The sequence below is a fragment of the Psychrobacter proteolyticus genome (assembly GCF_039762275.1).
GTDB lineage: Bacteria > Pseudomonadota > Gammaproteobacteria > Pseudomonadales > Moraxellaceae > Psychrobacter > Psychrobacter proteolyticus_C.
This window is the reverse complement of sequence record NZ_JBDLOB010000010.1, coordinates 65,605-87,040: the sequence shown is the minus strand read 5'-3', so window position 1 is coordinate 87,040 and position 21,436 is coordinate 65,605. Positions and strand designations below refer to the sequence as shown.

At 44.0% G+C, this 21,436-nt stretch carries 19 protein-coding genes; 8 read left to right on the top strand and 11 right to left on the bottom strand.

The window, feature by feature from the left end:
• Positions 1 to 1,734 (top strand): anthranilate synthase component I family protein, encoded by a 1,734-nt coding sequence (locus tag ABFV72_RS12975; protein ID WP_347164091.1) that lies wholly within the window; start codon positions 1 to 3, stop codon positions 1,732 to 1,734.
• A gap of 155 nt (positions 1,735 to 1,889) precedes the next feature.
• Here the strand turns inward: ABFV72_RS12975 and hisC are convergent, their stop codons facing one another.
• The 8 genes from hisC to ABFV72_RS12935 form a co-directional block, all read right to left on the bottom strand.
• Entirely contained in the window at positions 1,890 to 3,023 is a 1,134-nt protein-coding gene (gene hisC, locus ABFV72_RS12970) for a histidinol-phosphate transaminase (protein ID WP_347164089.1), read from the bottom strand.
• A 74-nt stretch (positions 3,024 to 3,097) separates the two neighbouring features.
• Positions 3,098 to 4,393 carry a histidinol dehydrogenase gene (hisD, locus tag ABFV72_RS12965; RefSeq protein ID WP_347164088.1) on the bottom strand — a complete coding sequence of 432 codons (1,296 nt, stop codon included), beginning with the start codon at positions 4,391 to 4,393 and terminating at the stop codon, positions 3,098 to 3,100.
• A 250-nt stretch (positions 4,394 to 4,643) separates the two neighbouring features.
• A complete protein-coding gene (gene hisG / locus ABFV72_RS12960) occupies positions 4,644 to 5,336 on the bottom strand; it encodes an ATP phosphoribosyltransferase (RefSeq protein WP_347164086.1) in 693 nt (230 codons plus the stop codon).
• A gap of 94 nt (positions 5,337 to 5,430) precedes the next feature.
• The gene (murA, locus tag ABFV72_RS12955) at positions 5,431 to 6,699 is read right to left on the bottom strand and encodes a UDP-N-acetylglucosamine 1-carboxyvinyltransferase (protein WP_114701832.1); all 1,269 of its coding nucleotides are present in this window, start codon (positions 6,697 to 6,699) and stop codon (positions 5,431 to 5,433) included.
• A gap of 111 nt (positions 6,700 to 6,810) precedes the next feature.
• Positions 6,811 to 7,062, bottom strand: a complete 252-nt coding sequence (locus ABFV72_RS12950; protein WP_102091608.1) for a BolA family protein — start codon at positions 7,060 to 7,062, stop codon at positions 6,811 to 6,813.
• Between the two features lie 164 nt (positions 7,063 to 7,226).
• The gene (locus tag ABFV72_RS12945; RefSeq protein ID WP_347164083.1) at positions 7,227 to 8,222 is read right to left on the bottom strand and encodes an alpha/beta hydrolase; all 996 of its coding nucleotides are present in this window, start codon (positions 8,220 to 8,222) and stop codon (positions 7,227 to 7,229) included.
• A gap of 236 nt (positions 8,223 to 8,458) precedes the next feature.
• Complete coding sequence (locus tag ABFV72_RS12940; RefSeq protein ID WP_347164082.1) at positions 8,459 to 9,259, bottom strand: BON domain-containing protein; 801 nt, start codon at positions 9,257 to 9,259, stop codon at positions 8,459 to 8,461.
• A gap of 267 nt (positions 9,260 to 9,526) precedes the next feature.
• Positions 9,527 to 10,012: a YraN family protein gene (locus ABFV72_RS12935; protein ID WP_347164080.1), complete on the bottom strand. Its 486-nt coding sequence runs from the start codon at positions 10,010 to 10,012 to the stop codon at positions 9,527 to 9,529.
• Between the two features lie 142 nt (positions 10,013 to 10,154).
• On the opposite strand from ABFV72_RS12935, the gene rsmI reads away from it, so the two are divergent.
• Both rsmI and ABFV72_RS12925 read left to right on the top strand, forming a co-directional pair.
• Positions 10,155 to 11,111, top strand: a complete 957-nt coding sequence (gene rsmI, locus ABFV72_RS12930) for a 16S rRNA (cytidine(1402)-2'-O)-methyltransferase (protein WP_347164079.1) — start codon at positions 10,155 to 10,157, stop codon at positions 11,109 to 11,111.
• Between the two features lie 54 nt (positions 11,112 to 11,165).
• Complete coding sequence (locus tag ABFV72_RS12925) at positions 11,166 to 12,185, top strand: adenosine kinase (protein ID WP_347164077.1); 1,020 nt, start codon at positions 11,166 to 11,168, stop codon at positions 12,183 to 12,185.
• A gap of 114 nt (positions 12,186 to 12,299) precedes the next feature.
• On the opposite strand, the gene ABFV72_RS12920 is transcribed toward ABFV72_RS12925, so the two are convergent.
• Both ABFV72_RS12920 and nfuA read right to left on the bottom strand, forming a co-directional pair.
• Positions 12,300 to 13,637: an O-acetylhomoserine aminocarboxypropyltransferase/cysteine synthase family protein gene (locus ABFV72_RS12920; RefSeq protein WP_347164076.1), complete on the bottom strand. Its 1,338-nt coding sequence runs from the start codon at positions 13,635 to 13,637 to the stop codon at positions 12,300 to 12,302.
• A gap of 254 nt (positions 13,638 to 13,891) precedes the next feature.
• Positions 13,892 to 14,575, bottom strand: coding sequence for a Fe-S biogenesis protein NfuA (gene nfuA / locus ABFV72_RS12915; protein ID WP_057761762.1), 684 nt, complete (start codon positions 14,573 to 14,575; stop codon positions 13,892 to 13,894).
• 568 nt (positions 14,576 to 15,143) lie between these two features.
• Between nfuA and ABFV72_RS12910 the strand changes: the two genes are divergently transcribed.
• The 4 genes from ABFV72_RS12910 (at position 15,144) to ABFV72_RS12895 (ending at position 19,802) form a co-directional block, all read left to right on the top strand.
• Complete coding sequence (locus tag ABFV72_RS12910) at positions 15,144 to 16,133, top strand: alpha/beta fold hydrolase (protein WP_347164074.1); 990 nt, start codon at positions 15,144 to 15,146, stop codon at positions 16,131 to 16,133.
• 139 nt (positions 16,134 to 16,272) lie between these two features.
• Positions 16,273 to 17,340, top strand: a complete 1,068-nt coding sequence (locus tag ABFV72_RS12905; protein WP_057761766.1) for a bifunctional nicotinamide-nucleotide adenylyltransferase/Nudix hydroxylase — start codon at positions 16,273 to 16,275, stop codon at positions 17,338 to 17,340.
• A gap of 210 nt (positions 17,341 to 17,550) precedes the next feature.
• On the top strand, positions 17,551 to 18,948 hold the full coding sequence (locus ABFV72_RS12900; protein ID WP_347164072.1) for a nicotinate phosphoribosyltransferase: 1,398 nt from the start codon (positions 17,551 to 17,553) through the stop codon (positions 18,946 to 18,948).
• On the top strand, positions 18,942 to 19,802 hold the full coding sequence (locus ABFV72_RS12895) for an SGNH/GDSL hydrolase family protein (protein ID WP_347164071.1): 861 nt from the start codon (positions 18,942 to 18,944) through the stop codon (positions 19,800 to 19,802). Before ABFV72_RS12900 ends, ABFV72_RS12895 begins: the two co-directional genes overlap by 7 nt.
• 111 nt (positions 19,803 to 19,913) lie before the next feature.
• On the opposite strand, the gene ABFV72_RS12890 is transcribed toward ABFV72_RS12895, so the two are convergent.
• Entirely contained in the window at positions 19,914 to 20,192 is a 279-nt protein-coding gene (locus ABFV72_RS12890; protein WP_057761772.1) for a type B 50S ribosomal protein L31, read from the bottom strand.
• A 503-nt stretch (positions 20,193 to 20,695) separates the two neighbouring features.
• On the opposite strand from ABFV72_RS12890, the gene ABFV72_RS12885 reads away from it, so the two are divergent.
• Complete coding sequence (locus tag ABFV72_RS12885; RefSeq protein ID WP_347164069.1) at positions 20,696 to 21,301, top strand: YceI family protein; 606 nt, start codon at positions 20,696 to 20,698, stop codon at positions 21,299 to 21,301.
• Positions 21,302 to 21,436: the final 135 nt, after the last annotated feature.

Genomic DNA, 21,436 nt, shown 5'->3' with positions numbered 1-21,436 from the left:
ATGCTTGTATCGAATCACAATACAACTGAGCAGACAGATTCTGCGCCATCGCCAGCTAGCAAACCTAGCTGGCGTTTTGGTGATTTGTCTGCTGCAGAGCTGATGCCGCAGCTACAGCGTCACTTGCTCGACCAAGATATTAAAGCAAACTGGCAACTTATTTGGCTTAATAATGATGGTCGACCAGTAATCGGTTTCCTCCCAAAAGTCAGCTGGTCTGTTTATCCCAATGATAAGCAAGCTCTTAATAGTTCACCCAATATTTATAAGATGATTAAGAGTTGTCGCAATACTGACTTGAGTCGCGATACTAATGTAAATAGCGTTGATAATAATTATGCTAGTACGACAGCTTATATAAGCTATCTAGAGTGGCAAGAAGAGCTAATCGCTTATAGCAATGCTCAAGAAGTTAATCACGACACCTCATATATCAATAACGAAGAAAGCTCGAAACCCAGTTATCATCATGGGCTAATCGGTTTTATTGGTTATGATATTGCAGCTCTCGAACTAAGTCCTGCCGATAGGATTGAATTGGCAATGCAGCCGTGTGCTTCGTTGGGACATTATGATATTTATCTAACGCCTACAACACATGCTGACATAGGTTGGGCGTTAAAGACTCATCTGACTGATACTGACGTTTCTGAGAATATCGGTCATAAGACAAACGATAACCTTGTAACCACTCTTACCTCTTACCTAGACGAACTGGATCGAAAACTGTCTGATAAATATCTCAATCAACCACAGTTTAAAGATGCATCAAACATCACTCCCCTAGTTTTAAGTTCGCGATGGAGTAAGCTTGATTATCAACAAGCATTTAATCGCACACAAGACTATCTACAGCAAGGCGACTGCTATCAGATAAACCTGACACAGAAATGGTCTGGCAGTTTAGCGTGTAAAAATAACGATGTTCAATCAACCTTTTCGCTTATTGACTATTTGCCCGCACTGTATCGCAATACAAAAGCACCTTTTGCAGGATATGTGAGCGTCGATAGCAATGATGGTGACTACCTAAGTAGAAGCGACAGCTTTAACGCAGACAGCAATCATTTTGAGCTATTAAGCTGCTCACCTGAGTTGTTTTTTACATTCACTAGAGAAATCGACACTGGCAAACACTCTATTCGCACCAAACCTATCAAGGGAACCATGCCGCGAGGTGGTACTAACGAGCAAGATGAAGTGTATAAGCAGCAACTGGTCAATAGCGAAAAAGACCGTGCCGAAAATGTCATGATTGTAGATTTACTGCGTAATGATTTGGGCAAATACGCCAAAATTGGTAGTGTGAAAGTACCGCAATTATTTGCGATTGAAAGCTTTAGCAACGTGCATCATATGGTCAGTACTATTACCGCTGAGCTAAAAGTTGATGCTCATCCATTGGCTGTATTGTTTGGTAGTTTGCCTGCTGGCTCTATCACTGGCACACCAAAAAAACGCGCTGTCGAGATCATCGCTGAACTGGAATCTACGCCACGCGGTGCCTACTGTGGCACTATGGGTTATATGAACTTTGATGGTAGTGGTCAATGGAATGTGCTCATTCGCACTTTGCAAGCCAATACTTCGTCAAATGATAGCCTTAATAAAGAAAGACACGTTAACCTGTGGGCAGGTGGCGGCATTACCGTCGCGTCAGATTGTAATGCTGAATACCAAGAATGCTTAGATAAAGTAGGTAATTTATTATCAGTGCTAGCTCAAAATATGTAGCCTGACAAAGTGAAATATCATTACTAATTTGAAATTAAAAAAGCCTGCCAACGTTACGTTAGCAGGCTTTATTTTTAAGACTTATCGATAGTGCTTTACGTGATGAGTAAAGGGACTAACCTATTCACATTCTACATTAAGCTATCAATATAATTTTATTCAGCAGCAACGCTAGCATCGACTTGCAAGGCTTTTAGAGCATCAATTAAACGGTTGTTCTGCTCTGCCGTACCGATAGTAATACGCAAGTACTCTGCAATACGCGGCTTATCAAAATGGCGAACGATAATGCCTTGCTCGCGTAACGCACTCGCGACAGCACTTGCATCGCCATCTTTTGGACGAGCGAATACGAAGTTGGCATGTGACGGTAGGACCTTATAGCCCAATGTCGTCAACTCTGCTGTCAGCGACATACGTAAATCAATGACTTGCTGACGGGTTTGCTCAAAATACTCAGTATCTAACACACTCGCAGTCGCCCCAGCTTGAGCCAACTTATCCAATGGATAGCTGTTAAAGCTATTTTTCATCCGTGTTAGTGCTTCAATCAACGATGCATTGCCAAAGGCCATACCAACGCGCAATCCAGCAAGCGAGCGTGATTTTGAAAAGGTTTGGGTCACGATAACGTTATCACACTCATTGATTAGGCTCACCGCCGAGACTGGAGCATCTGCATTGCTTTCATCTATCTGAGCAAAATCGATATACGCTTCGTCAATCACAATGACCGCATTAGAATGCTCACTCGCAAGTTTACGGATATCAGCAAGCGACAGCAGTAAGCCCGTTGGTGCATTAGGGTTGGCGATGATAATACCGCTACAAGGCTGACGATAAGCATCAGGGTCAATGCTAAAGTCTTCCTCTAGAGGAATCTGTATAAGCTCTACACCGAACGTCTGTGCATATACAGGATAGAAGCTATAACCAATATCAGGTGATAGCAGCGGACGCTCTTTTAAAAAGAAGCTCGCAAAGACTAAAGCCAAGACTTCATCCGAACCATTACCGACAAATACTTGATTGACATCAAGGTTGTATGACTGTGCCAATGCAGCACGTAGGTCATTAGATTCAGGTGCAGGATACAAACGTAGTTCATCAGCTTGCTGCTCCAAAACCTTGGCAATAGCCTGCCCTACTTTTGGCGAGGGTGGAAATGGGTTTTCATTGGTATTTAGTTTGCATAGATTGTCGTGTTGCGGCTGCTCACCTGGAATATAAGGTGACAAGTTGCGCGCTTTAGACGACCACAGTCTGGTGTCTATCTTTGACTCACTCATAAATTATCCTACTATTAGCCAAAAAGACTATTAAAAATAAATATCAAAAGTAAAAGCTAAAAATTCAAAATCAATTACTGATAACGATAACGAGCTGAACGCGCATGGGCTTCTAAGTCCTCACGCTGCGCTAAAATATCAGCTGTCTCAGCCAAAGGTTTACTGCCGGCTTCACTACAATAAATGATGGATGATTTCTTTTGAAAATCGTAAACACCTAACGGCGAAGAAAAGCGCGCAGTGCCTGATGTTGGCAGTACATGGTTCGGCCCTGCACAGTAATCCCCAATAGCTTCAGGCGTATGACGACCCATAAAGATAGCGCCGGCATGACGAATATCGTTTAACAGTGCGTCAGGATTATCAACAGATAACTCTAAATGTTCAGGAGCGATACGATTGATAAGTGCCATACCTTCGCTACGATCTTTTACCAATATCAGTGCACCGCGGTTCTGCAAGGAGTCACGCGCGATATCTGCTTTTGGCAGTTCAGCCAGTGCTTTTTCTATCTCGAGTGCTACTTCGTTGAGCTGCTCTTCGCTAGTCGTCACAAAGATAGCTTGTGCAATACGATCATGCTCAGCTTGAGACAATAGATCCATCGCTAGCCAGTCCGCTCGATCTTGTGCTTCGCCTTCTGCATATACCAATACTTCTGAAGGTCCAGCAATCATGTCGATGCCAACCTGACCAAATACCGCGCGTTTGGCTGCTGCGACATATTTGTTGCCTGGTCCTGTGATTTTGTCCACGGCTGGAATCGTCTCAGTACCGTAAGCTAAGGCTGCTACTGCTTGAGCGCCACCAATGGTAAAGACACGATCGACTTGAGCCAGATGAGCCGCTGCCAATACTAACGGATTGAGCACGCCTTTAGGCGCTGGTACGACCATGATAACTTCAGTGACGCCAGCCACCTTAGCAGGAATAGCATTCATCAATACTGAAGAAGGATAAGAGGCCAGACCGCCCGGTACATAAATCCCAACGCGATCAAGTGGTGTAACTTTTTGACCCAATCGGTTGCCTAGCTCGTCTTCATACTGCCATGTTTCTTGTACTTGGCGCTCATGGAATGTCTGTACCCGAGTTGCGGCTGTGGTCAGCGCTGTCTTTACTTTTTCATCAAGATTGGCAAACGCTTCAGCAAGCGCTTCTTTAGACAACTCTAACTCTTGCATCGACGTTGCTGGATGTTGGTCAAACTGTTGGGTCAATGCCAACACGACGTTATCACCATCAGCACGTACTTGGGCGATGATATCATCGACGGTATGTAATAATTCAGCATCATTGACTGTTTCAAAGGCAAGCAACTGTGTCAATTGACTATCAAAATCGGCATTTTGGGTACTTAACTGGCGCATGACCTAATCCTATATCTGAGCATAAAGTAGTGCTAAAAATGAACGGTTTGAAACTGAGTAAAGTAGATTTATCTTTCAAAATATTTTGACTTATTCGATGTCTTCTTGTCTAAATTTTACGGTGATTTTATGTTTTCGCAAGCTAAGACAACAAAACCAGTTTAGCACGCTACGTCACTCATAGCCTGCTAAACTGGTTTAAAAATTTGTATAACCATGCTTTATATTACCAATGACTTGCACTGGATAATTAGCCATTGGCGATACTATTTTTAAAGCTATCTAAGATTGGTTCTAGTAATGCAAATTTGCGCTTATAGCTCACTTGATTGACAATCAGACGTGATGAAACATCACAAATATGATCGCGTGCTTCAAGCCCATTGGCGCGCAGTGTATTTCCTGTATCGACCACATCGACAATCAGATCACCTAAGCCGACCAATGGCGCAAGCTCCATCGAACCATAAAGTTTGATGACATCAACTTGTTGGCCTTGGCTTGCAAAATAAGCACGAGCGACATTGACATATTTGGTCGCGATACGCAGGCGACGATTTGGCAGCGGTGCATCTTTCACACCCGCAGTCATCAGTTTGCACTGAGCAATCTGCAAATCGAGCAATTCATAAACATGATTGGCACCATGCTCAAGCAGCACATCTTTACCCGCCACCCCAAAGTCAGCAGCGCCATGTTCGACATAGGTCGGCACATCGCTGGCACGCAAAATCAATACACGCACATTTGGGTTTGAGGTTGGAAAAATAAGTTTACGCGACGCTTCAGGATCTTCTAAGAGGTCAACGCCAGCTGCACGTAGCAGTGGCATGGTTTCTTCTAGAATACGGCCTTTTGATAAAGCCAAGGTTAGACCTGAAAACTCATTGTTTACTTCGTTTAATAAACCGCTGGCTGGTAGAGGTGTGCTTGTCTCAGTCATAATGACATCGTGTCCATGTGCAGTCCCCTATTGAAAAGGGAGTTTTTAATTTATAACGTAATATGGGTAACAGTCGATATTGAGTCAATCAATACTAAGCGTTGGTATTAATACGCTCGATGTTCACGCCTAAGCTACGCAGCTTGTCTTCAACATGCTCATAACCACGATCGATGTGGTAAATACGGTCAATCAGGCTCTCGCCTTCAGCAGTCGCCGCTGCCATCACCAACGACATAGACGCACGTAAATCCGTCGCCATCACTGGTGCTGCGGTAAAGTTTTCGACACCTCTTACTACCGCAGTATGACCATCAACCTGAATAGACGCGCCCAAACGATTGAGCTCTGGTACATGCATATAGCGGTTTTCGAAGATGTTTTCGATGAAAGTACTTGTACCATCCGCTAAGCAAGCAATCGCCATTAGCTGAGCTTGCATATCCGTTGGGAAACCAGGATGTGGCTGAGTACGGATATCAACCGCCTTCGGACGGCCTTTCATTTGCGCGCGAATCCAGTCATCACCGCTCGTGATAGTTGCACCCATGTCTTCGAACTTCTCTAGCACTGGCGTCAATAATAGAGCGGATGTTTTTTTGGTCAATACGTCGCCACGCGTCATTAAGGCGCCAGCAAGGTATGAGCCTGTTTCGATACGGTCAGGGACGACTGAGTACTCACAGCCGTGTAGACGCTCTACCCCTTCGATAGTCATCGTTGATGTACCGATACCGCTTATTTTGGCACCCATTGCAACCAACATATTGGCCAAATCTACCACTTCTGGCTCTAACGCACAGTTGCCTAAGACAGTTGTACCTTTGGCCAATGCTGCTGCCATGATGACGTTTTCAGTACCGCCAACGGTAATCATATCAAATGAGAAATTACAGCCTAATAGCTTGCCACCTTTTGGTGCTTGAGCTTTTACATAGCCATTCTCTACACTGATTTCGGCACCCATCGCTTCAAAAGCTTTTAGATGCTGATCAACAGGGCGTGAACCAATCGCGCAGCCACCTGGCAATGAGACTTCGGCTTCGCCAAAACGTGCAAGTAACGGCCCTAGCACCAAGATTGACGCGCGCATGGTTTTTACCAAATCATACGGGGCATAAAAGTTATCGATACTCTTGGTATCGCAAGTGACCGTATCATCTTGCTTCTGGATTTTGATACCCATGCCACCGATCAATTCAATCAACGTTCGCACGTCTTGTAGTGACGGCACGTTATGCAGTGTCGTTGGAGTCTCAGCCAATATCATAGCTGCGAGTAACGGCAAAGCGGCATTTTTGGCGCCTGAGATGGTGACTTCCCCTGCGATACGACTACTACCAGTGATTAAAAATTGATCCATAAAGGTGACAACCTAGCGATGAGTATAAAAAATTATGAAAACCAGAACTACAACTCTCAACCATGCATATGGCCGATTCGGTAATATCTAGTCATATAGACAGCTATTTGATTAGCCTTTTGATTGAACGTCCCACTCAGCAGGCGTCAGCGCTTGGATATTAAGTGCGTGAATATCGCCACTCGCAATCTTATCATTAACTAACGCATATACTGCTTGCTGACGTTGAACCGCGCGTTTGCCTTCAAAGCTGGCATCGACCACGCGTACGTCAAACTTATTACCTTGGTTGGCAGCTTGAATAAAAGCGTCTGGGAAGTGAGTCTGTAAAAATGCGATCAAATCGTCAGCGTTCATGCTCATAGAATAGTCTGCCTTAAAGTTTAGAATAGGGTATAGATTTAAAGTGATGACATTATAACAAGAGTTTGCATATCTTACAGTACTGTCTTACTCAAGTGTGTTTAAGCATTAAGACAGTGCTATCAATTAAACGGTCAAAAGTCGTCGATATACATAGTGATAAGCTATTTGAGCGTTTTATCCAAGTACGTCAACACTTGCGCACGCACATCATTGACCCAGCGTAGCGGCGGTGCCATCGCACCAATACTGGTTGCGTGACTGGCCCCTTCGATTTCGCCCGTTTCAACGGTTACGCCTGCTTTTTTAAACGCTTCTGTCATTTTGATTGTATTCGTCACATGTACAATTTTGTCTTTTTCAGCGGTTAATAGTAAATACGGCGGCTGTGCACCTTTAATCTGACGATCTGGCATCACCTGATCAGGTGTGGCATTGAGACCAAACGCTGTTGCACTACTGAACTTACGGAAATCATAGCTATAAGGACCTGCAATCCCAATAACGGCTGCAATATCTGTTGGCTTAATACCATAAGGCGCCAAAAAGTCTTCGTTAGCAACGGCTGCAACGGCATTAAACGCGCCAGCAGAATGCCCCATTACCGCTAGGCGTGACGGATCTGCATGGAGACTGTTCGCATTTTCAATACTCCAAGCAATTGCCTGAGCTGCATCTTTGACATAATCAGGATAGACGTGCTCAGGCGCTTTACGGTAATTAATCACTGCGGTGACATACCCTGCTTTGGCTAAGCTCTGACCGACAAATGCATATTGTTCTTTATTGCCGCTCTCCCATGAACCACCATGGACAAATACCACCATAGGATAGCTGGTGTTGATATTACTCTGAGATTTCATTGCTTGTGCTAGCGGTTTTGGATAATAGATATCTAGGTCTTGTGAAGGCTGATCGCCATATAAGATATCCTTACTCACCCCAACGCCGCCACTAGAAGTAATCCCATTGACGATAGCCAACGGCGATAGTGCCTGTGCGTTTTGCGTGGCTAACGCGATACTGCCCAATGCCAATATTGCCGCACCGCCAAATCTCAACGTTCGCGTTTTCTTATGAGCAGGTTTATTGTGTATGCCTACATTACCAACGACGCTTGTTTCTTCATTTGGTTGTATATTTGCCTGTGAATCCTTCATGACCAGTATCCTATTATATTTATTTATCAATCAGTAGTAACAGGTTAACAGCGATAATGGTTCATCCATTAGCCAATGATGTGTTTGATATTAGTATCGTTGGCTAATGCGCTGACTCTGCTACGTTTTACTATTGATATAGTACTCACTGGCTGAAGATTTCTCGTGCCTTTACTGTTATTACTATTTAGGCTTATTGTGATTAACGTCATTTATCGCTTGGCGAACTAGAGTACCTACTGGTTCTGATAAAGGTCAATATAAGGGCTTGATGACGGCTGCGTAGTATTAGCGTCTTCCTCTGTTATAACAATAGGCGTTGCTGTGCTAATAGTAGTATCTTGGGCAGCTGGCACTACTGCAGAATTGGCCAAATTACTCTCGTACATGATGTCATCATTATTTATTTTGACCCCTCTATCGTCGACGACAGTTGTCAGCAATACCAACTCAGTGACCCCAACAGTGCCATTGGCGATATCAATCAGATGACTCTGCTGAGTGGGTGTCATACGACCCATAATATAGACCACACCATTATTAGTAACGGCTTTAATTTGTGACGCACTTACGCCATCGCTAGCGGCTATTTTCGCCAGTAGCTTTGAAGTGATATAGCCATCATGAACCGTTGAGCTATACCCTTTTGACGCACTCACTTCCATCTCATTATAGACACGGCGTACATCTGGCATAGAACTAACGACTTTTTCTACTTCTGCTTTGAGCGTTTCAGTTGGCACTTCACCTGTGAGCAGTACTTCGCTATTGAAGCTATCGATACCCATACGGCTGGTTTGCTGCAGGTCTTCTTTTAGCCCGTATACATTGATTTTGGCAGTATGTTCGATACTACGATCGAGCAGACGCTGCGGAATCGTGCGCTCAGTCATTGGCACACCGTAAGTTCCTTCTGTACTGTTGGTCAGATAGTTGGTGGCACAACCTGTACTGACAACGCAGGCAGCAATCATAATGCCAGTCGTAATACGGCGTGATGAACCAAAAATAGCAGTGCGCAAATGCATCCGTGTCATTATTTACCTCTTAGAACATGGTTGTGACAATTTTATAAATTGAACAAATCTTAATTTAGGCCGTGTTTTTATTTTGAAGAAAACACGTTCTAGTAGTGATGAGCTAAACATAGCGATAAGCTAATACTGTATCTGATTTATAGGAAGTTGACTATAACCGCTACTTTACTTAATTTTGGCCATCAGCGGTTAGCTTTTTAGTAACGAACCTTACTTGTCAGATGTGGTTAGATGCTGCACTTGGCAGCATCTATCTTATTTACTCTATTACCATGCACTGGCTATAAAAGCATTTTGAATCCATTCTGGTTGATTGTCTAACTGCTCATTTCTTGAATTTGACTTACTCATCGTGTTGTAAGCAATGACATCAAACCGGCAGTCATAATGAGCATACTCAGGATACTGCTGCAAAAAGGACTGTGCTGTCTTAATAACTTTACGCTGTTTGCTGGCTGTCACACTGAGTGCTGCATCGCCATAATTCGAGGACTTGCGCTGGCGAACTTCAATAAATACCAGTGTTGACCATGCTGAACCTGTCTCAATCATAACTAGATCCAGTTCACCTACTTTTGGCTGTTGCCAATTTTGCGCGACCAACCTTAACCCTTGCGTTTGTAAATACTCACACGCTTGCTGCTCAAACCGACTACCTTGGCGTTGTTTTGGTGAGGTTAAGATTAAAGGCTTATGGTTCGGCATAAGGCGAATTGGTCTGATTAACATTTGAGAATTATCATAGCACAACATGCTAAACTAGCCACTTCTGCGCGTTCTACTCTCACAATCTATCGATTTCTTCACTCATTATTTGACTGAAAAACCATAGATAACGACTGTACATACTAGCGCACTATATTTTCTAACGTCTTTTTAACGACCCGAGGTTTTCATGTCTACCCCTACTGCGATGCCAGCTTGTCTCTATATCGTTGCCACGCCGATTGGCAATATGTCCGACATGACATCGCACGCAATTGATGTCTTAAAGCAGGTAGCCATTATTGCCTGTGAAGACACCCGCACCTCAGGTAAACTACTGTCACATTTTGGCATCGATACCAAAGGCAGCAAAAGTGACGAGACAAAAGACTCAGAGACTCGTCCTGCCAAAAGCAGTGTCGAAAATGATGACACGACCACAAAGCAAAAAGGTCACAATAAGCTATGGGCCTATCACGAGCATAATAGCGCCATTCAAACGCCCAAAATTATTGAAATGATTGAGCAAGGTCATTCGGTTGCCTTGATTAGTGATGCGGGTACACCTCTGGTCAGTGATCCAGGTTATCAATTGGTACAAGCCGCGCATGAAGCAGGCGTGACCGTATCACCTATCGTTGGGGCTTCTGCTGCCATTGGCGCATTGTCAGTAGCAGGGTTACCATCTGATCGATTTAGCTTTATTGGGTTCTTGCCCGCCAAAACGCATGGTCGTCAAAAACAGCTGAGCGACCTAATCGCACGTACCGAAACTCTAATCTTTTATGAAGCGCCGCATCGCATCGTAGCTAGTCTAGAAGACATGGCAACGATATTTGGTGCAGACCGCGCGGTGACTTTTTGCCGTGAATTGACCAAGACGTTTGAGACGGTACACAAGAGCACCCTTGGCGAGTTGGTTGAGTTTGTCAAAGCAGATGACAATCAGCAACGTGGTGAAATAGTCGTGGTCGTCGCTGGCGTCGGTGTGGCAAAAGATACTGACGACATCAGTACGCATGATAAATTGCTACAGCGTTTGCTAGAGGATTTATCGGTCAAAAAAGCGGCCGCACTAGCCTCTGATATCACTGGTGTGAAGAAAAATGCGCTTTATCAGCGTCTACTAGAGTTGCAAGCTGACTAGTTTTTAATAATAAGAAAGACAACCGTTTATAAATGAATTGAGGAGAGATAAGCAATGTACGATGTAATGGCAATAGGTAATGCGTTGGTTGATCACGAGTATGTGCTATCAGATGCGGCACTAGAAGAGACCGAGCTGACCAAAGGTAATATGACGCTGGCTGATATTGAAGAGCAGCAGCAACTACTGGCTTACTTTAAACTGGCTGAGATTGAGCCATCAAAACAAGCAGGCGGTGGATCAGCAGCCAATACTATGTTTACCTTTGCCAGCTTAGGCGGTAAGCCTTTTTATGCTTGCCGCGTTGGTGATGATGATCAAGGGGCGTTTTATCTCAGAGACTTGCATGAAGCAGGTGTCGCGACCTCAGACAAATCTATCCATGCAGGCGGTGTGACCGGCTCATGTGTGGTTGCCGTCACCGAAGATGGCGAACGCACCATGCAGACCTATCTTGGCACTTCAAGTGAGATTGTCGCTGACAATGTTGATTTTGACGCGTTGACGCAAGCAGATTGGCTATATATAGAAGGCTATCTAGCGATGTCTGAGAGCATCCAACCAGCGATGACTCAATTACGTCAACAAGCCGGTATTCATAATGCAAAAATCGCGGTGAGCTTTGCTGATCCTGCAGTAGTAAAATTTGCTAAAGACGGCTTGCTTAATATGCTCGGCAACAAAGTCGCAGTGATATTCTGTAATAGCGAAGAAGCCAAGCTATTCACCGATAAAAAACAAGTCAAAGCAGCGGCGCGTGCCCTGCTTGAATATTGCCAAATTGCCGTCGTCACTGATGGTGCCAACGGTGCAGTCATCGCGCACCAGCCTAATGACGAAGCAGAAATTGAAGTCCATGACGTTGCAACACCAGCAGTGGCCAATGTCATCGATACCAATGGTGCAGGTGATAACTACGCTGGTGCTTTCTTATACGCATTATCGCAGCAGTATAGTCTGCCAGAATGCGGTCGTCTTGCCAGCGAAATATCAGCACAAGTTATTCAGCAGTTTGGACCGCGTCTTGCCTCGCAGGATTATCGAGATATCGCGCAGCGTGTACTGTCTGCTTAATGGTTAAACACATCTGTTGGACGCAAAAAAAAAAGCCCATATCAAATCGATATGGACTTTTTTTATATTGGACTTGCTCAAACAGTTTGCTCAACTTAATAAGCGCTCTTTATATTAAGCAGAAGCTAATGCTTGCGCGAGATCGGCTTTGATATCTTCGATATGTTCGATACCAATCGATAGTCGTACCATATCCGTACTAACGCCTGCATTTTCTAGCTCTTGCTCATTTAACTGACGATGGGTCGTCGTCGCTGGATGACAGGCCAATGATTTCGCATCACCGATATTTACCAGACGAGTAATCAGTTGTAGCGCATCGATAAAGCGCGCACCTGCCTCTAACCCGCCTTTAACACCAAAGGTCAAAATAGCAGAAGGCGTGCCCTTCATGTATTTTTTGGCAAGCTCGTGCTCAGGATGGTCAGACAGACCTGCGTATTTAACCCAAGCAACTTTATCATGGTCACGCAGGTATTCTGCAACGGCTTGTGCGTTTTGCACGTGACGCTCCATACGTAGACTTAGCGTCTCCATACCTTGCAAGATACCAAAAGCATTGAGCGGGCTAAGTGCTGCCCCAGTGTTACGTAATGGCGCAACGCGAGCACGGGCAATAAAAGCTGGCGCGCCTACGTCTTTGACGAAACTTACCCCATGATAGCTATGATCTGGCGTATTCAACAGTGGGAAACGCTCAGGATAATCGCCCCAAGCAAACTTGCCACTATCAACAATCGCACCACCAATTGATGTCCCCGTTCCGCTCATATATTTGGTCAATGAGTGAATCACAATATCTGCACCGAACTCAAATGGACGGCATATCGCAGGCGTCGCCACCGTATTATCAATCACGACAGGTACGCCGTATTCGTGAGCGACATCACTGAGCGCTTGAATGTCAACGATATTACCTAGTGGGTTACCGATACTTTCGGCAAACACCATTTTAGTCTTATCATCAATTAAGTCACGAATGGCTTCTGGGTCTTTATGATCAAAGAAGCGCACTTCGATACCTTGACGCGGCAAAGCATGGGCAAATAAATTATAAGTACCGCCATATAGCGTTGATACAGCGACGATATTGTCGCCTGCTTCGCAAATGGTCTGAATCGCATAAGTGATGGCAGCCATACCAGAAGCTACGGCAAGCGCACCGATACCGCCTTCTAACGCAGCCACACGCTCTTCTAGTACTGCGTTGGTTGGATTCATGATACGAGTATAGATATTGCCTGCGACTTTTAAATCAAACAGATCTGCACCATGCTGAGTATTATCAAACGCATATGAACTGGTATGATAAATAGGCACGGCGACTGCTTTAGTCGTTGGCTCTACACTATAGCCGGCATGAATCGCTAAGGTCTCAAGACGTTGAGGGGTTTCTGTTTGAGGAGTTTCTGATTGCTGGGCTGTCTGCTGGTCTGCTGATCCATCACTCATAGTACATTCCTTTATTTTGATAAAAGATGATTTTTTGACGACGTATCGCTCAAAAGTCATCTTAAAAAGCTGTCTGCTAAATCATAGCAATAAAAAAAGCTGAGTTCATCATAACTCAGCCTCTTTATTAAAAGAATAGCAAAATACTCATCTCTTCATGACAAATATTCATAAGTAGCAAACCAAACAGGCATATCTATGCTAGAGATATGGCCACCTTTGTAGCAGCCAATTGCTTTTAACTATTTTTTATTTTATTTATAGTAAGCATTCTCTGTACGAGTATGGTCAGTCTCGTCAACCACTTGGGTCAATTCTGGAATTTGCTGCTTTAGCTGCACTTCAACGCCTTGACGTAAAGTCATATCAACCGCTGAACACCCTTGGCAACCACCACCAAATTTCAATACAGCGGTTAGACCAATACCTTCTTCATCAATCAGCTCAAGCAACTGTACGTCACCGCCATGTGCTGCTAAGCCAGGATTAATCTCTGACTGCAATACATAGTTGATGCGCTCTTCAACACTGGCATCAGCGCCTACTTTAGGTACTTTAGAGTTTGGCGCGCGGAAAGTCAGCTGACCACCGAAACGGTCTTTATTATAATCGATGACCGCGTCTTCCAGATAAGGTACTGACGCCGCCTCAATAAAGGCAGAGAAGTTTTCATACGTAAAACGCAAGTCAGCGCTGTCTTCTTCGCCCGGCTGGTTATAAGCCATGCAGCACTCTGCACGCGGCGTACCGGGATGCTCAACGAAGATACGCACACCGATACCATCGGTATCTTGCTTAGACAACAAATCTGCTAAGTAGCCTTGAGCTGACTCAGTGATAGTGATGTTACTTTTCGCTTCGACTTGCTCGGTATCTAGCGCTGATTCATAGCCAGCTGTTTGGTCTAGTTGGTTATCAGCTTGGTTTTGCTCACTCATAATGTTTCCTATGCGTTATGACACAAACGCTATATCTATTATGGCTACTGTGTCGTGAATTTGGATTTTTAAAATGTTTACGATTTATATAAGGCATGCAGACTGGCAATGATTGATATTTATTATTGTATGACATTGGTCGACATGAGTATAAAGTTTAATCCGTCTATAGCAGTCATTATACCTGAATCAAGCATCAATTCCGACCACGCTACTGTGAATTGAACTGAGGCTATTGTAAATTGTCGTCATTGGTTTTTTTAATGATGCTAACAGGTGGCAAAGTAACTCAATATTTAAACCAGGACAGATAAACACGCTGAATGATTGTGTAGGCTGCCAAGTTATTCTCTATATAAAGACAGCTGTGCCATTTATCAAGCGCACTCAGCATTTTCGATATGCCATACCGTTCACATCTAGTCCGAGCAAGTCGTCTGGTTTTGACGTAGTATTGATAATTTGAATGATTTTGTGCATTAGCGTTATGAGCATGGTAGCTTTTAATTGTCTTGTATAAATATCGACTTGTATAAAGATTACGTATTTTTTGGATAGGATCATTTTTATGATGACACGGACGTTGCACCTAGTAACTACCAAGGACGATGAGAAAATTGCCGTTTGGAAAGTAGTCGATAATCCAGACAAAGATACGATAGCTAACACATCAGAAAACAACCTACATGACATCACACCGCAAAACATATTTTTGACGCATGGTACGTTTTCTGACAAGCAAACTTGCCTCAAAATCGCCGAATATTTTGCGGGGCTTGGTCATCATTGCTACATCATGGAATGGCGCGGACATGGTGATAGCTCCTTACCGAAAGAAAAATTCAACTTTGAGACTGTCGCCACTTACGACTATGAGGCGACTTTTCGTTATTTCTTTGAAAAATTAGAACTCGATAACCTGCACTGCGTTACTCATAGTGGTGGCGGTGTTGGTTTGACCATGTTTCTCATCCAAAACCCAAGCTATATCGATAAGGTCAATAGCATCAGTATATTTGCCTGCCAAGCTTTTGGAGCGGTGCAAGACTGGACCAGCCACGCGAAAATCCTTACAGCCAAGATAGTTACTCGACTGGTCGGATTCATACCAGCTAAGCAATTAAAGGTAGGCCCTTTTAACGAAAGCTACTATACGATGACCCAATGGTACGATTGGAATTTGGGTGAAAACTTTAAAAGTAGCTTTTTGAACAAGGCTAATTTTGATAAAGGTAGGACGAATACAGACGAAGTGAACGAAAGCTTTAACCAGCAGAAAAGTACTGGTGATGACTTTATCGACTATCGTCATCATATGCCACAGGTTACCATTCCCGTTTATTCTATTAGCGCAAAAGGCGATACCTTCATATCCCCTACTCGCGGCTGTCGTTTGTTTTTTGATGGCTTTGATAATTCAACTAATATCTTTCGAGAGTACTCGCTCAGTAACGGCGATTTAGATGACTATACGCACAGTCGCATTATGATCAGCCGCAATGCTGCCACAGAGATTTGGCCAACGGTGACAGCATGGATAGAGAAGTATGCCAGTTAAAGTAGAGATTTCGTTTGGATGATTTCGATAATGACACACCCCTAAACATCTTTATACTTGTCAGAAAGTCATGGGCTGTGTCAGTATTAGCGTCATTAATTTTTAATCAATAAAAATAAGTCGTAGGAAGTTGGCGTCTATGAGTGAATTATCAGAGCAACAGTCAGATAAGCAAAACCTAGATCAAAAAAGCAGTAAGCACTATCGTTATCTAGTCTTTATCGGACGCTTTCAGCCGTTTCATGCTGGCCACAAAGCCGTCATCGATGAGGCACTAAAACGCTCAGATGAAGTAATTATGCTGATTGGCTCAGCCAACTTGCCACGTAGCTTACGCAATCCGTTTAGCGTCGCTGAGCGTGCCGCAATGATTAAAGGTGCCTACTCTGAAGAAGAAGCCGCACGCATTCACTGTGTTGGCTTAGATGACGCACTCTACAATGACACTCGCTGGCTACAGTATGTGCAGGCAGGTGTAAAATCTGTCACTGGTGACTTGCAGACAGATATTGGCTTGATTGGTCATTCAAAAGACAGCTCATCGTACTATCTGTCATTGTTCCCCAACTGGGACTCTGTGTCAGTGCCCAATTATCATAACTTATCAGCCACGCCTATTCGCGACAGCTATCTGATGGGTGCCACGCCGACGCCCGAGCGTACGCCTGAGTCTACGCGCAACGTCCTCGATGCATTCAAACAAACTGACGACTATCATCAGCTGCATGAAGAAGCAGACTTTATCGATAAATATAAAAGACAATGGGAATCAGCACCATACCCGCCTACTTTTATGACTGCCGATGCATTGATTGTACAGTCGGGGCACATCCTACTGGTTGAGCGCCGCAGTATGCCAGGGCGCGGACTATGGGCGCTACCTGGTGGATTTCTAAATCCGAAAGAGACGCTGTTTGATGCTTGTATCCGTGAGCTACGTGAAGAAACTCGTCTCAAAGTGCCTGAGCCAGTACTGCGCGGCTCTTGCCATAGCCAACATACCTTTGACGATCCGTATCGCTCAGCGCGTGGTCGCACCATTACTCAAGCGTTTTATTTTCAGCTCAAAAACGATCCAAAAGGTCTGCCAAAAGTAAAAGGCGGCGATGATGCGACCAAGGCATTTTGGCTACCCTTGGCAGAGCTTGATGCAAAAATGATGTTTGAAGATCACTACGCGATTATTACTAAAATGGTTGGCTTGTAGTTCACTGCTAATCGTTTTTTCTAGTAGCTTTCTTTAATAGCATTTTTTAGCAGCTTTTTATAATAGCGACTTGAGCAAATTATTACCAAAACAGTTATTACTAAATATCGCACTAATAATTTGATACCAATGCCGATAGACGGCAATCAACCGCCGCCATTGCTTTTTCATTAAAGCAGCTGCGGCATTTCAAAGCAGAGGAGTTCTGTGATGTATACCAGTAATCTAAACAATTTAATCTTAAATAGCGACAGCTATAAGACCTCACATTGGGTGCAATACCCGAGCGGTAGTGAGTACCTGTCAAGCTACATTGAGGCGCGCAAGGGCGACTACGATGTGGTGTTCTTTGGTTTACAAGCCTTTATCAAAGAATATCTAAGCACGCCTATCACTCATCAAGATATCGATGAAGCCGAAAAGGTCATTCAAGCGCATGGCCTAACCTTCAATCGTGCTGGCTGGGAGCATTTGATTGAAAAACACGACGGCTATTTGCCACTGCGCATCCAAGCCGTGCCCGAAGGTAGCATCGTGCCTGTGTCCAATGTAGTCTGCCAAGTGATCAACACCGATCCTGAGTTTTACTGGCTACCCAGCTATATTGAAACAGCGCTATTGCGTGCGATTTGGTATCCATCTACGGTCGCTAGTGTTTCTCACTATTGCAAAGACATTATCCGTCAAGCGTTAGAAAAATCAGCGGACAATACAGAGTCCCTGCCTTTTCGCTTGCATGACTTTGGCGCGCGCGGTGCATCGAGCCAAGAAACGGTTGCACTTGGTAGCTTAGCGCATTTGGTCAACTTTGCTGGTACTGACTCGATGACAGCGCTTATTGCTGCTAGTCGCTGGTATCAAATGGGCGACGATATGCCTGCATTCTCTATTCCAGCGGCTGAGCACAGTACGATGACAGCTTGGGGACGTGATGGCGAGACTGCTGCTTTTCACAATATGATCGAGCAGTTTGGCGGTGAAGACAAAGCCTTTTCGGTCGTTTCAGATAGTTATGATTTATGGAATGCCATCGACAATATCTGGGGCGACGCCTTAAAAGACGAAGTCAAAAATATGGGCGGCACTTTGGTTATTCGACCGGACAGCGGCGAACCTACCAAAGTCGTCCGTGAAGCGTTGGAGCGCTTGGCAGTGAAGTTCGGTACGACCATAAACAGCAAAGGCTATAAAGTGTTGCCCGACTACGTACGCATCATCCAAGGTGATGGCATTAGCTCGCAAAGCTTAAGCAAAATTATTGATGTGGTCATCAAAGCGGGCTTTAGCATAGAAAACGTGACATTTGGTATGGGCGGTGGTCTATTGCAGCAAGTCAACCGCGACACCATGAGTTGGGCGATGAAATCTAGCGCTATCTCTATCGATGGTGCATGGAAGGATATTTATAAAGATCCTGTCACCAGCCGCTCAAAACGCTCGAAAAAAGGACGATTGGCACTGGTAAGAGACGACAGCGGCCAGCTAACGACCGTCAAAGAAAATGAGATGAGCGATCCAACTGACAATCTATTACGTGATGTCTACGTCGATGGTAAATTGTTAATTGAAGACAGTCTTACGACTATTAGGGAACGTGCAGGATGGTAGGTACTAGTAAGCTGACATCGGTCGCAAGAGACGTCTTACTTGCCCCTGTCTACCTCTATCAAGGCCGAAAAATCAAACGTGATACGGTTCGCTTGCCTGAACCACATGGCGAAAGGCACGGCGTGATTGACCTGCCTCAAGCGAATAATGAGATATCAACGCAAGATGCTAAGACATTTAACCTTATGGTCGTTGGCGATTCAGCAGCAGCAGGTGTAGGTAGCCAAACGCAGCAGGAAGCGTTGGTCGGTAAGCTCATACCGATACTGGAACAAAACGAAGCTATCCAAGCAAACTTTGCTCGACTTAACTGGTCATTGCAAGCGACAACAGGTCATACTAGCTTTGATATTCTACGCAGGTTATATGTCTTACCTGCTCCTGAACAGCCTATTGATGTGATGTTGCTAAGCGTAGGGGTCAATGACACGACGTCCAATGTCTCTGTGCATAAATGGCAACAGCAAATTGAAGACATTATCAATATCGCACAGCGCAAATTTGGCGTACGAGAACTGGTTTTTTTAAGTTTGCCGCCGATGGCGCAAATGCCTGCAATTCCTGCTCCGCTCAATAACTTTGTGGGTGCAAAAGCATCGGTACTTGATGGGATATTGCAGCAGGTCTGTGCGGCTCATGCTGGTGTTACATATATGGCAACCGACTTTACAAGGATGCTAGAAGAGCATGCAAATGGCTCGGCTATCGATATCAATGTGATGTTTGCCAGTGATGGATTTCATCCTAGTAGTCTGATGTACGGCTATTGGGCACAGCAAATTGTAGAGACTATTATTCAGTTGTTAGATTCTATTCAGTTATTGGACTCATCTACCACTGAGTTTGAGCGCTAAAAAGCTGGATAGATTATTATTTAGATTATAAAAAATTAAACCAAAAAAAACCGCTGAATAATCAGCGGTTTTTTATTGCTTAACAAAATATATTTACACCGTAAGTGCAAATTATTCAGCAGCGTCTGCAGCTTTCTTGCTACGGCCGCCAAATGCGCCAAAGCGTTTGTTGAAGCTTGCAACACGACCTTCAGTAGAAGTTTTACGTTGCTCACCAGTATAGAATGGATGCGACGCACTTGAGATATCAAGTGGGTAGTATGGGTATTCTTTACCTTCGTATTCACGAGTCGCTTTAGTTTTAGCAGTTGAGCGAGTCAAAAAGAACACGTCAGCGTTAGTGTCGTGGAATAAAACTTCTTGGTAATTAGGATGGATATCTTTACGCATAATATACTCTCTAGGTCCGATGTATGTACAACGTCTAAATACAGCATCAGCGATGATGTATCAAACAAATAATGACATACGTAACTGAGGCACTAAGGACATTACAAGTATGGCAACTGCGTCACTGGCTTATTCCAGCACCCAACACCACCCTTCTGTTCGCTTAGCCTTTCCCCAGCGGGAAAATTAAACCGCGATTTTAACGGTTTTTGATGCAAGACGCAAGGAGCAGTTGTGATAGAGATATGTGATAACTTGTCACTATAAGGTTGAGAGAATTGAGATAGGCGATTGATTTTAGTAGAGTAATAAAGTTAGCTAAATTAATCAATGGTGTATAATATTGTAGATAATCTAACTAAATACAACCTTAGCCTTTAATTATATACAGTATGCTCAAGGGGTACAGCTACGCGATACAAACTCCATTTAAACATCGCTACTAACAACTCATTTACTTTTTAATCACTCATAACTTAATTAGATTAAATAAGGATCATTTAATGATAAATACTAAACTAAGCACGGCCACCAAAGCACTATTTATTGGCTCAGCATTAGCAGTTACTACCATGGCAAGCGCCGCCCTACCGACCCAATGGCAGCTAGATGACTCCCATACTCGCGTTGGATTTTCTGTCAGTCATTTAGGGTTTTCAACCACCATGGGCCACTTCAATGATGTCAAAGGTATGGTGAATTATGATATCAAAGCACCCGATAAAACCAGCATGAACTTTACCATTGCGACTGACAGTATCGATACCAATTGGGATGCTCGTGACAAGCATTTAAAAACGGATGAGTTTTTTAATGTTGCAAAATATCCAAACATGACTTTCAAATCTACTCAGGTCAAATTCATCAATCCTCAGCAGGCTAAAGTAACCGGTGACTTTACTTTGCTAGGTCAAACCAAACCACTAACCTTAGATGTTACATTGAACAAAATCGCTAATAGCCCCCTTACCAAAGAGCCAGTCGTTGGTTTCCGTGCCACTGGTACACTTGATCGCACCGCTTACGGTATGACTGCTTACGCTGACGGTATCACGACCAACGTCCCTATCCAAATCGATGGTGAGCTAGTAGAAAAAAAATCAAAGTAAGCTTATAGCTCTCTAACAGCTTTCTACAAAAACGAGAAAAGCAGCCTACCCTCATATATAGAGGCAAGCTGCTTTTTTATTTCCTGCAAATTCTTCTACGCTCTAATCATATATATTCATTATTTTACATAAAAG